Annotated in this window: 3 protein-coding genes; all 3 read left to right on the top strand. The window is 68.5% G+C overall.

Going from position 1 to position 16,457, the window contains the following annotated elements; all coding sequences use genetic code 11:
• The first annotated feature begins 1 nt into the window (after position 1).
• The 3 genes from ACFXKN_RS04295 to ACFXKN_RS04285 are packed head-to-tail and all read left to right on the top strand — an operon-like array spanning position 2 to position 16,439.
• Positions 2-1,513, top strand: a complete 1,512-nt coding sequence (locus tag ACFXKN_RS04295; protein ID WP_379432356.1) for a flavin-containing monooxygenase — start codon at positions 2-4, stop codon at positions 1,511-1,513.
• Entirely contained in the window at positions 1,510-14,907 is a 13,398-nt protein-coding gene (locus ACFXKN_RS04290) for an SDR family NAD(P)-dependent oxidoreductase (protein WP_379432355.1), read from the top strand. The genes ACFXKN_RS04295 and ACFXKN_RS04290 overlap by 4 nt, the downstream gene beginning before the upstream one ends.
• A 2-nt stretch (positions 14,908-14,909) precedes the next feature.
• The gene (locus ACFXKN_RS04285; RefSeq protein WP_379432354.1) at positions 14,910-16,439 is read left to right on the top strand and encodes an MmgE/PrpD family protein; all 1,530 of its coding nucleotides are present in this window, start codon (positions 14,910-14,912) and stop codon (positions 16,437-16,439) included.
• Positions 16,440-16,457 lie beyond the last annotated feature (18 nt).

The following is a 16,457-nucleotide window of genomic DNA, read 5'->3' as shown; positions in this document are numbered from 1 at the left end:
GATGAGCACTGAATCCAGTCACCCGGATCGAGTACATGTTCTGATCGTCGGGGCGGGGCTGTCGGGGATCTGCGTCGCGCTGAGGTTGCTGAAGGATGGCATCACCGACTTTCGGATCCTCGAGAAGGCCTCGGGCGTCGGCGGTGTGTGGCGATTCAACACCTACCCCGGCAGCGCGTGCGACGTGAAGGCCTACACGTACTCGTTCTCCTTCGCGCTCAATCGCAATTGGACGCAGATGTACGCGACTCAGCAGGAGATCCTGGCCTATGCGGAGGGTCTCTGTCGCGACCACGACCTCTACTCGAAGATGATCTTCGACACCGAGGTGCGCAGCTACGATTACGACGACACCGAGGCCGCCTGGACGGTGACCGCGGCCGACGCCGCCTACTCCGCCGACATTCTGGTCGACGCGACCGGTGTACTGCACCGGCCGAAGGTGCCCGACATCGCTGGGCGGTCCCGATTCACCGGCGCCGCGTTCCATTCTGCGGAGTGGGACCATTCGGTGGATCTGCGCGGCAAGCGGGTCGCGGTGGTCGGCACCGGCGCCAGTGCCGTCCAGATCCTGCCGGAGATCTCGAAATACGCGGCGCGCGTTGACGTCTTCCAGCGCACGCCGCAATGGGTTCTGCCACGGACGAACCGCCCACTGCTGCCCGCGGAGCGCGCCATCTACCGCTGGTTCCCGGCCGCCCAGAAGATCCAGCGTTACCTGAACTACTGGATCCACGAGCTCGTCGTCGTCGCGTTCTTCCACCCGGCGCTCATGACCGTGTTCGGCGCGGTGTCCAAACGGTTTCTCGCGCGGCAGGTTTCCGATCCGCGGTTGCGCGCCGCGCTCACTCCGGACTACCGCCCCGGCTGCAAGCGCTTCCTGATCACCAGCGAGTTCTATCCCGCTCTGCAGCGGCCCAACGTCCGGCTGGTGACCGACCACATCTCCGAATTCGTCGAATCAGGCTTGCGGACTGCCGACGGCGCAGTGCACGAACTCGACGTGGTGGTGTACTGCACGGGCTTCCGCACCGACGAGCGCATCGCGCTGGACCACGTCGCAGGCCGGGAAGGGACACTCCTCTCCGAGGTCTGGCGCGACGGAATGGAAGCACATCTGGGCACCAGCGTCAACGGATTCCCGAACTTCTTCCTCATGATGGGACCCAATTCCGGGAGCGGTCACCAGTCGATACTGTTCGCCATCGAGGTGCAGGCGAGCTACATCGTCAAGTGCATCCGGCATATGCGCCGCAGGCGCTGGCGGCGGATCGAGGTCGAGTCGGGCGCGCAGAAGGCCTTCAACGAATTCGTCGGGTCGCGGTTGTCGGGATCGGTGTGGAACAGCGGCGGATGCACCAGTTGGTTCCTCGACAAGGCGGGCAAGAACCGTCAGGTGTGGCCGGGATGGAGCGTCACCTACTGGTGGCGCCTGCGTCGGCCGGTGGACAAGCATTTCGTGGCGGCGTCGCAGCAAAGCCCCACAGCCGAGTTGCTGGGAAGTGAACGATGACAACTGACCCGACCTACCTCGACGTCCTGCTGGAACGATGCGAGACACTCGCCGACGAGCTCGTCTACCGTTTCCTCCGATCCGGAGACGCGGACGGCCCGGCCGACCTCCTGACCTACCGCGAGCTCGGCCTGCGGGTGCGCGCCATCGCCGCCCATCTGCAGGAGCACGGGTATCAGGGGAAGAGGGCGTTGCTGGTCTACGCCCCCGGCCTCGAGTTCATCGAGAGCTTCCTCGGCTGCGTCGTGGCGGGCGTCGTGGCGGTGCCGGTGCCGCTGCCGTATTCCACCGATTTCGATCGCGCGATGCGACGGCTCGGACAGGTGGTGCGGGACGCGGATGTCTCGGTCGTGCTCACCAGCCACGGCGTGCTGGATCTTGTGGGCTCGGCGGGCAGCACCTTCGCCGACTTGGGGCTGCGCAACCCCGCGGTCGCCACCGACGACATCCCGACGGACCGCTCGACCGCGTGGCGGGCACCGGACCTTTCGGGCGACTCTGTGCTCTTTCTGCAATACACTTCGGGCTCGACCTCGGCGCCGAAGGGTGTGATCGTCACCCACGGCAACCTGCTGCACAACCAGTCGTCCATCGGCGCGGCGATGGGACATGACGACCGCGGCAACCGCACGGTCGCGGTGAGCTGGCTGCCTATGTACCACGACATGGGACTCATCGGTCCCGTGCTGGGTACGATCTACTCGCGCGGTACCGCAGTGCTGCTCTCGCCGTTGCACTTCGTCCAGCGGCCTGAACGCTGGGTCGACGCGATTTCGCGTTTCCGGGCGACCAACAGCGGTGGGCCGAACTTCGCCTACGAGATCACGGCCCGGCGCGCGACGGCCGAACTCATCGAACGGCTCGACCTGTCGAGCTGGCGCGTCGCGTTCTGCGGCGCGGAACCGGTCAGGGCCGCCACGGTGCGCCGATTCGGTGATACCTTCGCCGAATCCGGCTTCCGGCGTACGGCTTTCCAGCCCGTCTACGGTCTCGCCGAGGCCACCCTGATCGTCAGCGCCGCTCCCCTCGGGCTCGAACCTACGATCGAGACCATTCCCGCCGCGCCCGGCGCGGGCGCGGACCGGGAGATCGTCGGGGCAGGTCGACCGGTCCCGGGCACCACCGTGGTCGTCGCCGACGCGGCGACCGGTGCCGCATGCGATGACGGGCAGGAAGGCGAGATCTGGGTGTCCGGCGGGTCGGTCTCGCCCGGTTATGTCGGTGGGCCGACCGCCGACGCCGGAGTGTTCGGATCGACTCTGGCCGACGGCCGGACCGGCTTCCTGCGCACGGGCGATCTCGGCGTGTTCCGCGATGGCGAATTGTTCGTCACGGGAAGACTGAAGGATCTGCTGATCGTCGACGGCCGAAATCTGCATCCGCAGGATCTGGAACAGTCGGTGGAGCTGGCGCACGACAACATCCGCCCCGGCGGGGTCGCGGCCTTCTCGGTCGACACCGGTGAAACCGAGGGTGTCGTCATCGTCGCCGAGGTTCGGGCGGCGGGACCGGCGGCCCTCGAGGACTCTGAACACGCTGTGCGGCAACGTATCGCGTCCGATCACGCTGTGCGCCTGCACGACATCGTGCTCATCGCCGCGAGGTCGATCTTCAAGACCAGCAGCGGCAAGATTCAGCGGCAGGCGTGCCGCAGTGCGTATCTCGCGGGCGCTCTGCCCAATGTGCTTGCGGTGGAGAGCGACTCGGCCACGAGCGCGGCCGCCGATCAGCCTTCCCGACATTTATCGCCCGTCGCACGGCGTCCCGCGGGAGCGGTCGATATGGAGCTGCTGCTGCGGGACATCGTCGCGACGCAGTGCGGTCTCGCCGAATCCGAGGTGGCACCTGACCGGCCGCTGGCGGAACTGGGGCTGGGCTCGCGACGCCTCGTCGAAATCACCGGGACGGTGTCCGAGCGGCTCGGCAGACCCCTCGACCCGGGCCTGATCTTCGAGCACTCGACGATCCGGTCGCTGGCCGAGGCGCTCGCGGGCAACCGGATCGGACCTGCCGATTCCGTCGGCGGTAGCAGCGGCGATGAGCCGATCGCCGTGCTGTCCATGGCCTGCCGCTTCCCCGGCGATGTCGCGACACCGGAACAGTTCTGGCAATTGCTGGCCGAGGGCCGCGATGTCGTCGGCGAGGTGCCGGCCGACCGCTGGGAACTTGCGCCGGAAGGTCTGCGCGGTGGCTTCCTATCCGACGTCAAGACCTTCGATGCCGCGTTCTTCGGCATCAGCCCGCGCGAGGCCGACGCGATGGATCCGCATCAGCGGCTGCTGCTACAGCTCGGTTGGGAGGCAATGGAGCGGGCAGGCATCGTTCCGAAAGACTTGGAAGGCACCAGAACCGGCGTCTACATCGGCATGTTCGGCGGCCAGTACCTCGCCGGCCTCGAGCTCGACCGGCTCGACGGCTACGTCGCCACCGGCACCGCCACCAGCGTCGCCTCCGGGCGTCTCGCGTACACCTTCGGCCTCCACGGCCCGGCCCTCACCGTCGACACGGCCTGCTCCTCCGCGCTGGTTTCGCTGCACTTGGCCGTCCAGGCGCTGCGCCGCGGCGAGTGCGACGCGGCCCTGGTCGGCAGCGCGACCCTGCTGCTGACGCCGGACGCCCACGTCGAATTCGGCAAACTGGGCGTGCTCTCGCCGACCGGGCGTTGCGCCCCCTTCGCCGCCGACGCCGACGGCGCGGTCTGGTCCGAGGGCTGCGGCATGATCCTGCTCAAGCGTCTCGACGACGCGGTGCGCGACGGCGACCCGGTGCTTGCGGTGATCCGCGGGTCGGCTGTCAACCAGGACGGCCGTAGCCAGGGGCTGAGTGCGCCGAACGGTCGTGCCCAGGACGAGGTGATCGCCGCGGCCCTGCGGGATGCCGGGCTCGAACACTCGGACGTGGACTACGTGGAGGCGCATGGCACAGCGACGACTCTGGGCGACCGGATCGAGGCTCGATCGCTGGATCGCGTCTTCGGCGACCGCGACCGCGACGCACCCAGCCTGCGCATCGGGTCGGTGAAGTCCAATATCGGTCACACCCAGGCCGCCGCGGGCATGGCGGGACTGATCAAGTCGATCCTCGCGTTGCGGCACGACACCATTCCTGCGTCCGTGCACGCCGAACGACCAGTCGGCGACCTCGACGGCGCCGGTATCGAGTTGGTCGAGGCCGCGCGACCGTGGGGGCGGGATCCGCGCCGCGTACGCACGGCCGGAGTGTCGGCATTCGGGCTCTCGGGCACGAATGCCCATGTGGTACTCCAGGAATCACCGATTCCCGCCGACCTCGCGGCGGTACCGGAGGACGTTTCCCGGCCGCACCTGCCCATCCCGCTGTCGGCGCGAAGCGCGCTGTCCCTGCGTGTGTTCGCGGGAAAGATGCGTGACCATCTGACCGAGCAGCCCGAGCTGGACATTCGCGACGTGGCCACCACGCTCGCCTCGCACCGCGCCCACCTCGAGGAACGCGCCGTCATCATCGCGCGGGATCGGGCCGAACTCCTCGGCGGTCTCGCGACGCTGGCCGACTCCGGCACCGCGAGCCACGTCATGCGCGCCTCCGACGTACGCGCCGCGTCCGGGCGGATCGCGTTCGTCTTCCCGGGGCAAGGCAGTCAATGGTTCGGAATGGCTCGTGACATGTACGAGCACTCCGAGGTCTTCCGGCGCGAATTCGATCGGTGCGACACTGCCTTTCACCGATATCTGGGTTGGTCGGTCGCCGTCCGCCTGACTGCCGCCGACCGCGACTTGATCCAGCGGGACGAGGTCGTGCAGCCGCTGCTGTTCTGCGTCATGGTGTCCCTCGCTGCGGTCTGGCGGCACAACGGAATTCACCCGGACGCCGTCATCGGTCATTCCCAGGGCGAGATCGCGGCCGCGTATGTGGCGGGTGTGCTGTCCCTGTCCGACGCCGCGTGTGTCGTTGCTCGCCGGTCGTCCGCACTGTCGTTGGTCCCCGGGGACGGGCGGATGCTGCTGGTCGGCGCGCCGCTCGACGATATCGAGGCGAGGATCGAGGAGATCGGCGCCGACCGGATATCGATCGCGGCGGTCAACAGCGCGCGATCGATCGCGCTGTCCGGCGAGGCCGACGCGCTGGAGGATCTGGCCGCCCGGTTCGAGCTCGACGGCGTCTTCGTCCGGAAACTGCCGGTGCGCTACGCCTCCCACTCCCGGTTCATGGATCCGCTCGAGGAGGTGCTCCTGCGTGACCTGGCCGATCTCAGCCCCGGCGAAGGTGACGCCGACATCGCCTGGTATTCCACGGTTTCGGGAGAGCTGATGGCCGGTGGCACCGCCACCGCCGACTACTGGTTCCGCAACATCCGCGCCACCGTGCGATTCGCTGACGGTGTCGAGCGGATGAGCGCGGACGGCGTCCGCGTCTTTGTCGAGGTCGGTCCGCATCCGGTGCTATCGGCGGACCTGGAGTCCCTCGGCGACGCGTTCGGTACCGCGCCCGTGGTCCGGCATTCCCTGCGCCGCGACGAGGAGGGGCCGCGCTGCATGGCGGAGTCCTTGGTCGGCCTGCACCTTGCCGGGATTCCGGTCGACTGGTCAAGGGCGCTTCCCCTCGGGCGGCGCGTCGATCTGCCGACCTACGTGTTCGAGGGTCGGCGATACTGGCTGGAGGCCCGCCGCGAATCCTCGGTGCGCAGACACGGATTGGGCGTCTCCGATCACCCGTTGGTGAGTGTCGTGATCCCGCAGCCGTCCGGTGGCGTGGTGCTGGCGGGTCGTATCTCGGTCGCGGACCATCCGTGGCTGGCCGACCACGCCCTCGCCGGCGTCGTGCTGGTTCCTGGCACCGGGCTGGTGGAGATGGCGCTGCGTGCGGGCGCGGAGGTGGACTGCACCGCGGTCCGCGAGATGATCCTGCAGGCTCCGATGATTGTGCCGGACGGCGCCGCGCTGCAGGTTCAGGTCGAGGTCAGCGGACCGCGAACGGACGGCAGCCGCGAGGCGACGATCCATTCCCGTCGCGACCGCGATCCCGGGCAGTGGATCTGCCACGCCCGCGCCGAACTGAGCCCCGGTGCCTTCCCCCGCGCGGCGGGCAGGCCGGAACTGTGGCCGCCCGCTGAGGCTACCGCCGTGGATGTGGACGACTTCTACCGGCAGCTCGCCGCCCGAGGGTACGAGTACGGCCCGGCGCTGCGTCGGGTGCGGCGCCTGTGGCGCGCGGGCGAGCGCGTCTTCTCCGAGGTGGCGCTCGACGAATCAGCCAGGGACACAGCGGGTTACCGCCTGCATCCCACCCTGCTGGACGCCGTTGTTCAGACCATCGGCGCGACCGGTCTCGAGACCGCCGACGGTATGGTGCCACTGCCCTTCGCCTGGACCGGGGTCTCGGCCGCGCCCGCCGACGCGACGATCTGGCGAGCGGAGGTGACACCGACCGGATCTGGAGAGTACGGGATTCGCATCGCCGACGCGGACGGCCGCGAGTTCGCCGTCATCGATGCGCTACGGCTGCACGACGCCTCACTGGACGACCTCGCCCGCACAGCCGGTACGGCCAGGCAGTCCCTCTACTCCCTCGAGTGGGTGCCCGTCCCCGCGCCGTCGCACCCAGGCGCGGTCGTGTGGGTGGAAGTCGTTACCCCCGACGACATCTCATCCGCCGACGACAAGCAACCCGTCCTCGTACTGCGGCACGCGGACGTTACCGAGGACAGGACATGGTCTGCTCGCTTGCGGGTGGAGACGATGCGGGTGGCGGCGTGCGTGCAGAGCTGGCTGGCCCGTGAGTCGACGCACCGGCTCATCGTCGTGACCTGCCGGGCGACCGCCGTCGGCCCTCGAGACGACGTGGACGATCTGCTGCACGCTCCGCTGTGGGGTCTGCTGCGCTCCGCGCAGAACGAGAACCCGGGGCGGATCGTACTCGTGGACGTCGATGACACGGCCCAGCTGGACCGTGCGATCGCCGCGGCCACGACGTCGGTGGCCGCCCAACTCGCGATCCGGCGCGACCGCCTTCTGGCGCCGCGGCTGACGGCGGAGGGCTCCGCACCGATCACCGGGGCCGAGCGGGTCCTCGACGGCGACTGGGAACTGACGGTCGGTGACCGCGGCACCTTGGACGGCGAGAATTTCGTCGCGTCCGCCCGCTCCGGAGCGCGAACGGAGTTGGCACCGGGGCAAGTTCGCGTCGCGGTCCGGGCCACGGGCGTAAACTTCCGCGATGTCGTGACCACGCTGGGCATGGTGAGCGACCAGGCCGCGCTCATCGGCAGTGAGGGCGCGGGCGTCGTCGTCGAGGTGGCCGAGGATGTGCGCGAGTTGGCCGTAGGTGACCGTGTACTCGGCGTGATCCCCGCTGTCGGTTCGCTCGCGGTGACCGACCATCGCCTGCTCGTACCCGTGCCCGAGTCCTGGTCCTTCGCCCAGGCGACGAGTGTCCCGGTGGCGTTCCTGACGGCGTGGTACGCGCTGGTCCGACTCGCCGATCTCCAGCCCGGTCAGAAGCTGCTGGTCCACGCGGCGTCCGGCGGCGTCGGCATGGCGGCCGTGCAGATCGGGCGACTGCTGGGCGCCGACGTCTTCGCCACTGCGAGCACCGAGAAATGGGCGGCCGTCCGCGCATGGGGACTGACCGACGACCGGATCGCCGATTCACGAACCCTCGACTTCGAAGCGAAGTTCTCCCACGACGTCGATTGCCGTGCCATGGATGTCGTCCTCGGATCGCTGTCCGGTGAATTTGTCGACGCCTCGCTGCGTCTCGTGACACCCGGCGGGCTCTATATCGAGATGGGGAAGACCGACAAGCGGGAATCCGCGGGCGCGGGCTATAGCGCCTTCACGCTCGGCGCGGTCGACCCCGCAGTGATCGCGGAGATGCTGGCCGAGGTCATGGACCGGTTCGCCGTCGGCGAACTGCGCTTGATTCCGAGCGTCGCCACTGACGTCCGGCAGATACCCGCAGTCTTCCGGGACATGAGCCAGGCCAAGCACATCGGCAAGAATGTCCTCACGATTCCCGTGCCGATCGACCGTGCGGGCACGGCCCTCATCGTCGGGGGCACCGGGCAGATCGGCAGACTTTTGGCTCGGCACCTGGTGACCCGATATGGGCTGCGGCACATCCTGCTGCTGAGCCGCGCCGGCGGCACCGCCGACGGCGCGGATTCGCTCCGCGCGGAACTCGCGGAACTCGACGCTACGGTGGACATTCGGCGCTGCGACGCGGCAGACCGGGAACAACTGGCGGCGGCGATCGCGAGCGTGCCGGCCGCGAATCCGCTGACCGTCGTCGTCCACGCGGCGGGCGCGCTCGACGACGTCACCTTCACCGCCCTGGAGCCGCGGCATCTCGACGCAGTCTTCGATTCGAAGGTCGACGTGGCGTGGAATCTCCACGAACTGACCGCTGACGTCGCTCTCGCCCTCTTCGTCGTATTCTCCTCGGTCGCAGGCAAATTAGGCTCACCCGGACAGGCCAACTACGCGGCCGCGAACGCGTTCGTCGACGCCCTGATCCAGTATCGGTCCATCCGCGGTCTGCCGGGCACAGCCATCGCCTGGGGGCTCTGGGGTCTGGACGGGGGAATGACCGGGCATCTCACCGAATCGGATCGGGCGCGCTTGCGCCGCGCCGGGATCGTCGCCCTCTCCGCGGACGAAGGACTGGACCTGTTCGACGCCGCCGTGTCCGCGGCCCTGCCCGCGCCGATCGCGGCACGACTCGACCTCCAGCACGCCGCACCGTCGGGTGCCGACACTCGGCCGCCGATGAATCGAATCGAAACCTCCGAGGCCGGTGCGCCGTCGAGTGTCGACCTGGCCCGGGTGCTGTCGGGGTCTGACGCTGCGGCTCGCCGGGCGACTGTTCTCTCCGTCGTGACGACCCAGGCCGCGGCGACGCTCGGCTACAGCGTCAGCGATGAGGTGCGGGTGACGAGCACCTTCCGGGATCTGGGCTTCGACTCGCTCAGTGCGGTCGACTTCCGCAACCGGCTCCAGAACGCCACCGGAGTCCGGCTCCCGGTCACCGTCGTCTTCGACTATCCGACGCCACTGGGTCTGGCTGAATATCTTTGCGAGACAATGGTTCCCGAGTCCACGTCGCCCGCTGTCGTTTCCTCGGCGGTAGCCGCCGGTCACGACTCCGAGCTCGTCGCGATCGTGGGCGTGGGTTGCCGTTTCCCGGGCGGGGTGAGCTCGCCGGAGGAATTCTGGGATGTCGTGGCGGGGGAGCGGGACGTGATCTCGGACTTTCCGTCGGACCGAGGCTGGGACGTGGACGGCGTGTTCGATCCGATTCCCGGCACACCGGGCCACTCGTACGTGCGGGAAGGCGGATTCGTCGAAGGCGCCGGCCAGTTCGATGCCGGATTCTTCGGGATCAGTCCCCGTGAGGCGCTGGCGATGGATCCGCAGCAGCGGCTGCTGCTCGAGGTGTCGTGGGAGGCACTGGAATCGGCCGGGATCGATCCGCGGTCGCTGAAGGGCACGGACACCGGCGTCTACACCGGGGTGCTCGGTACGAGTAACTATTCGGCGGACGGCACCGCGCCCACACCCGAGATGGACGGATATCGACTGACCGGCAACACGATCAGCGTGGTGTCCGGTCGCGTCGCCTACACGCTCGGACTGGAAGGTCCCGCCGTGTCGGTGGACACCGCGTGCTCGTCGTCGTTGGTGGCGTTGCATCTCGGCGCACAGGGCCTGCGCTCGGGCGAGTGCTCGCTGGCGTTGGTGGGCGGTGTGACTGTGATGGCGACGCCGTCCGGCTTCGTGGAGTTCTCCCAGCTGCGCGGTCTGGCGGCGGACGCCCGGTCGAAGGCCTTCGGTGAGGACGCGGATGGGTTCGTACCCTCGGAAGGGGCGGGCGTCCTCGTCGTCGAGCGATTGTCGGACGCGCTGCGGCTGGGTCACCGGGTCTGGGGTGTGGTGCGTGGCTCCGCGGTCAATCAGGATGGCGCGAGCAACGGGTTGTCCGCGCCAAGCGGTGTGGCGCAGCAGCGCGTGATCCGGGCTGCGTTGGCGAAGGCCGCTGTGTCCCCGGCGGACGTCGACGCCGTCGAGGCGCACGGCACCGGCACCAGGCTGGGCGACCCCATCGAGGTCCACGCCCTGCAAGCCACCTACGGCCGAAACCGTTCGGAGCCACTGTGGCTCGGATCGGTGAAGTCGAACATGGGCCACGCGTCCGCCGCCGCCGGCGTGGCCGGTGTCATCAAGATGGTGATGGCGTTGCGGCACGAGAAGCTGCCGGCGACGCTGCACGCCGATCGGCCGTCCTCGCAGGTCGAATGGGCAAATGGCGGCGTGGAGGTCCTGACTGCGAGTCGGCCGTGGCCGCGCACGGCCGGGCGCGTGCGGCGCGCCGGGGTGTCGGGATTCGGGATCAGCGGCACCAACGCGCATGTGATCGTGGAGGAGGCACCGGACGCGCTCACCCCAGAGCGCGAATCGGCCGCGGCGGAGCTGATCCCGGTGGTGGGAGCGGTACCGTGGGTGCTGTCGGGCCGCAGTGCGAATGCCGTTGCGCGGCAAGCGGAGCGCTGGGCGGCGCGAATCGCTGGCAGCCCAGGATTGAGACCGGCCGATGTCGGTCTAACCGCGGCGGCACGGTCGACATTCGAACATCGGGCGGTCGTGGTGGGCGCCGACAATGCGGCGCTGACGGCGCGTTTGCGCACGCTCGCCGAGGGCGGTCGCTCCGACGGAGTCGTCTCCGGTCGTGCGGGCCTGGTGGGCAAGACAGTATTGGTCTTTCCGGGCCAGGGATCGCAATGGGCGCGGATGGGCGTGGAGTTGCTGGATTCCTCGCCGGTGTTCGCCGAATATCTGGGCAGGTGTGAGCAGGCGCTGGCCGGACTGGTCGACTGGCGGCTGACCGATGTGCTGCGGGGTGCGGCGGGTGCGCCGGGGCTGGACCGGGTGGACGTCGTTCAGCCAGCGTTGTTCTCGGTACTGGTGTCGCTGGCGCGGGTGTGGGAGTCGTTGGGAGTCACGGCGGACGGGGTGATCGGTCATTCGCAGGGTGAGATCGCGGCGGCGCACATCTCGGGCGCGCTGTCCCTGGACGACGCCCTGCGCATCGTCACCTACCGCAGCAACGCCATCACCCGCATCGCCGGACAGGGCGCTATGGCCACCATCGCCCTTGCGGCCGAGACCATTCGGGACAGAATCACCGATCGCGGCGACGACATCGACATCGCCGCTACGAACAGCCCCGTCTCCACTGTGATCGCGGGCAGTGTCGACGCGGTCAACGCACTGGTCTCCGATTACGAGGCGGCCGGGGTGCGAGCACGAATCATTCCGGTCGACTACGCGTCTCATTCCCGGTCGGTGGAGAGCCTGCGTCACGAGCTGAGTGCCTTGTCGGAGATCGAATCCCGCGTGTCGGTAGCGACGTTCTATTCCTCGACCGTCGGCGGTTCGGTCAACACCGCCGAGTTCGACGACCAGTACTGGTACCGGAATCTGCGGGAGACGGTGCAGTTCGACGCCGCCGTCCGAGCCGCGTTCGCCGACGGCGCCCGCTACTTCGTGGAGGTCAGCCCCCATCCGGTCCTGACTGTCGCGCTGGAGGAGGTCTTCGACGCGGCGGGAGTGCGGGAATCCGTCTACATCGGGGAGACCCTGCGCCGCGACGACGGCAGTGGCGCGCGGATACTGCGGTCCGCCGCGGGCTTGTTCTGCGCCGGCGGGACGATCGACTGGTCGCGGTGTTTCGCCGGGACGCAGACCCGGCCGGTGGACCTGCCGACATATGCCTTCGAGCACCAACGGTATTGGCTGGAGGCCCGCAGCACGGCATCGGTCCGCGGCCACGGCCTTGACGCCGTCGGCCACCCCCTGGTGACCGCGGTGATCCCGCAGCCGGTCGGCGGTGGCGTGACATTGGCCGGGCAGGTCTCCCTCGCGGAGCATCCGTGGCTGGCCGACCATACTGTCGCCGGTACCGCGCTGCTGCCCGGCACGGCGCTGCTCGAGCTGGCGCTGCGCGCGGGCACGGAGGTCGGATGCCCGAGGGTACGGGAGCTGATCCTGCGGGCGCCGATGGTGATTCCGGACCGGGCGGCTCTCCGGCTCCAGGTGGTTGTCGAGGGCGTCGGCGGAGACCGTAGCGTATCGATCTATTCCCGGCGTGAGGGCGACGGCGGCGAATGGGTCCTGCACGCACACGCCGAACTGGCTGCCGCCGTGTATATTCCGGCCCCAGCCGAGCCGGATACGTGGCCGCCGGTAGGCGCGGATCCGGTCGACATCGACGAGTTCTACGCGCGGCTGTCCGCGCGGGGCATCGAGTACGGTCCCGCGTTTCGCCGAGTGCGCAGGCTGTGGCGACGAGGCGACCAGGTCTATTCCGAGATCAGCGCCGAATCGGGCGCGGCTGAGAGCAGCTACGAACTGGATCCGGTACTGCTGGACGCCGTCGTCCAGACGATCGGGGCGTCGGGATTCGAGGTCCCTGCCGGTTTGATCCCGCAGCCGTTCGCGTGGGAGGGCGTCTCCGTCCGGCCCGCCGCCACCGCCACCTGGCGGGCAACCGTAAACCCGGCCGGAACGAACGAATTCAATATCCGGATCGCAGACGACAGCGGCTCCGAATTCGCCGCGGTCACCGCGCTCCGTCTGCACACCGCGTCGCTGGAGGACATCGCGCGTGCCGCAGGTGCGTCTGACCGTCTCCTGCACACCCTCGGCTGGCAGCCGCTCAGTCGCCGACCCGCGCCGCGACCGGACACTGAATTCGACATCGTGCGCATCGACCACAAGGCGGGCTACGCGCCACCCGTCTTCGACGGCCGCACCACGCGAGCGGCGATCGTCGACATCGCGCTCGAGGCGAATCCGAGTGTCGACCTGGTGCACACCTTGGCTGAGAGCGTCCTGACCACCATCCGGACCTGTCCCGTCGAGCAATCGCGCCTGACGATCCTCACCCACGGCGCCGTCCTCGTGCCCGGGGACGACACGATCGAACCGGTCGCCGCCGCGCTCTGGGGTCTCGTTCGCGCCGCGCAGAACGAGAGCCCCGGGCGATTCGCCCTGCTCGACACCGACGGCTCCCTCGACCCCGCCGAGGTCGCGCGGTACGCGGAACCTCTGATCGCGGTCCGACGCGGCCGAATCCACGTCCCACGGATCCAGCGGGTCGACGTACCACGATCGCTGCCGCCGTGGGGCGACGATCATGGCACAGTGCTGATCGTCGGCGGTACCGGCGGTCTCGGCGAGATGGTCGCGCGGCACATCGTCGCCGAACACGGTGTCCGCCAACTGATTCTGGCGAGCCGATCGGGTCCGTCCGCGTCGGGCGCGGACCGGCTCGAAGCCGAGCTGCGCGAGAGCGGCGCCGAGGTGCGCATCGTGGCTTGCGACGCCGCGGACCGCGACCAACTCGCACGACTGATTGACTCCATCCCGGCCGAGACCCCGCTGACCGCAGTCGTCAGTGCGGCCGGGCAGGTCTCGGACGGCACGGTCGACACCCTATCCCCTGAGCAACTAAATACTGTGCTGCGCGCGAAGGTCGACGTCGCCTGGAATCTCCACACGCTGACCGAGAACCTTGAGCTTAAGGCGTTCATCTTGTTCTCGTCCGCCGCAGGCACATTCGGCTCGCCCGGACAGGCGAATTACGCCGCCGCGAACGCGTATCTGGACGCCTTCGCTCAGTACCGACGGCTCTGCGGCCTGCCTGGACTGTCGGTGGCTTGGGGGATTTGGGCGCAGGAGACCGGCGGCATGTCGGGTCGTTTGTCCGGCGCGAATATCTCGCGGATCGGCCGCAGTGGGCTGTCACAGCTGCCGCGCGAGGTCGGGCTGGACATCTTCGACCGGGTGGCCGGATCGGACCTGCCGTTTCTGCTGGCCGCCTCGTTCGACGCCGACTACATCGTGCGGGTGACCGATACGCCCGGCCTGTTCGACCAGCTGGTGCGACGCGACCGACGCGCGGCCGCGACGAGTGCGGCGCCAGGCTCCGATCTATTGGATCGGCTCGCCACCATGGACCTTCAGCATCAGCAGGACGCCCTGCTCGTCGAGATTCAGACCCACGCCGCGGAGATCCTCGGATACGAGAGCCGGCTCGCCGTCGTGCCGGACACGGCGTTCAAGGACATCGGATTCGACTCGCTGACCGCGGTCGAGTTCCGCAATCGCCTGCAGTCGATCGTCGATCTCCGCCTGCCCGTCTCGACGATCTTCGACCATCCGAGCCCGCTCCGGCTGGCTCGGCACGTGGTGAGCGTGCTGCGCGACCGGCATCCCGAGAAGTACGGCCGCAACGAGGAGACGCCGCGGGCACCCGACGAATCCGGCGCGGCTGCCGCCGATGGCTCGCCAGCCGTGACCGCGGAGGAGATAGCCGAAATGGAGCTGGACGCTCTGATCAACCTGGCCGAACGGGGATAGTGATGAACGCTGTGCACACATCGGGTCCTAGTCTGACTGCCCGCCTGGCGAATTGGGCTCGATCGTTGACGTTCGACGACATTCCACCGCATACCGTGGCGCTGGCCTGCAGTCAGATCATCTCCGACATCGCCGCGGTGCGCGCGTCGCTCGCGCATCCGCTCGGGCGGTCCCTCGTGAATGCCTTCGGGTCGCCGCTGGAACTGCCCGGCAAGCAGTCGGCGTTCGTCCTGTCGGCGCTGTCCATGAGCTTCGAATACGACGAGGTCGCCTACTCCGGGCATCTGTCGGCATCGTGTGTCAACGTGCCGCTCGCCTTCCAGCGGGAACTCGGGCGCGACGGCAGGGACCTCGTCACGGCCGTCGTCGCGGCAAACGAGTGCGCGGCCAGATTCCAGGCCGCCGTCATCTTCGGGCCCATCTTCCGCGGGCAGAGTTCGACCTATCCCCACATCGTGGGGGCCGTCGTCGCGCGGTTCCACGGGCTCGGGCTGGCAGAGGCGGACTGGACGAACGCACTCGGACTGGGCTTCGGCATCCTGCCCGTCCCCCACGAGAGGTCCTTTCTGGCCTCCGACGCCAAGGCGTTCGTGGCTGCGCTGCCGATCCGGTCCGCGCTCGACGCCTGCGACGCGGCCATCCACGGGTTGCGCGGCGCCGCGGACGTCCTCGAGGGACCGGACGGGGTGCTGGCCGCGCTCGCCGAGAGGCCATTGGAAGACGCCGTGACCAGCGGGTTGGGGGAGCGCTGGCACACCGACACCCTGTCGTTCAAACCTTACCCAGGCAGCTTCTATCTTCAGGCCGCGTTCGAATGCGCCGAGCGGTTGTACGCGGCGATCGAGGAGAAGGAACTGGACGACATCGCGGAGATCGTGGTGCACGCCTCGCTGCTCACCGTGCTGCTGGACACCAAGGTGTGCCCCCATCTGCGTCGGGAGGAATCAGCGATCTCCGCGCTGACCTTCTCCGTGGGATACGGAATTGCCGCGATTCTGACGAGCGGCAGGCTCGAGACCGCGAGCTTCGCCGACGACCGGACCGGCGACGAGCGGCTATGGGCGCTGGCCGACAAGGTCCGGGTGGTCGAGGACAGGGCGCTCACCGAAGCTATGGTGACCGCGACGGTGCCGCTCGGCGAACTGCTGCGGCAGGCGGGTGACCGGATGGAAAGCCTGCCTATCATTCGAGATCTGCCCGAATCGGACCTCGAGCTGCTGCGCAGCAGGCTGGGACCGCCGGAGAGCACCTTCGACTCTGCCACGATGTCTATCGGGGCACGCGTGGAGATTGTTTTCGCGAACGGGCGGAGCGTCTCGAGAAGCTGCGACCGCTGCGTCGGCATGGCCGGACCGGACACCCGGCGAAACCATCGGGCCATCGCCCGGCACAAATACCTGCGCACGGGATGTTCGAATGCGGCGCTGGCACGTCTGGAAAAACTGACGGACCTGAACGCGAGCGAAGTTGCCGATACACTACAAGCGGCGCTTGGCTCCAGTAGCCGCAGCCATGAGTTCCTGATAAATTGACCACAGTTATGTAATTCA

The sequence above is a fragment of the Nocardia sp. NPDC059195 genome (assembly GCF_042754695.1).
Taxonomy (GTDB): Bacteria; Actinomycetota; Actinomycetes; order Mycobacteriales; family Mycobacteriaceae; genus Nocardia.
The sequence above is the reverse complement of the archived record's forward strand: the minus strand, read 5'-3'. Positions and strand labels throughout refer to the sequence as shown.

Excerpts from the sequence above, each read along its gene's own strand:
- ACFXKN_RS04285 (WP_379432354.1), top strand. The coding sequence starts at position 14,910 with ATGAACGCTGTGCACACATCGGGTCCTAGTCTGACTGCCCGCCTGGCG.
- ACFXKN_RS04295 (WP_379432356.1), top strand. The coding sequence starts at position 2 with ATGAGCACTGAATCCAGTCACCCGGATCGAGTACATGTTCTGATCGTC.
- ACFXKN_RS04290 (WP_379432355.1), top strand. The coding sequence starts at position 1,510 with ATGACAACTGACCCGACCTACCTCGACGTCCTGCTGGAACGATGCGAG.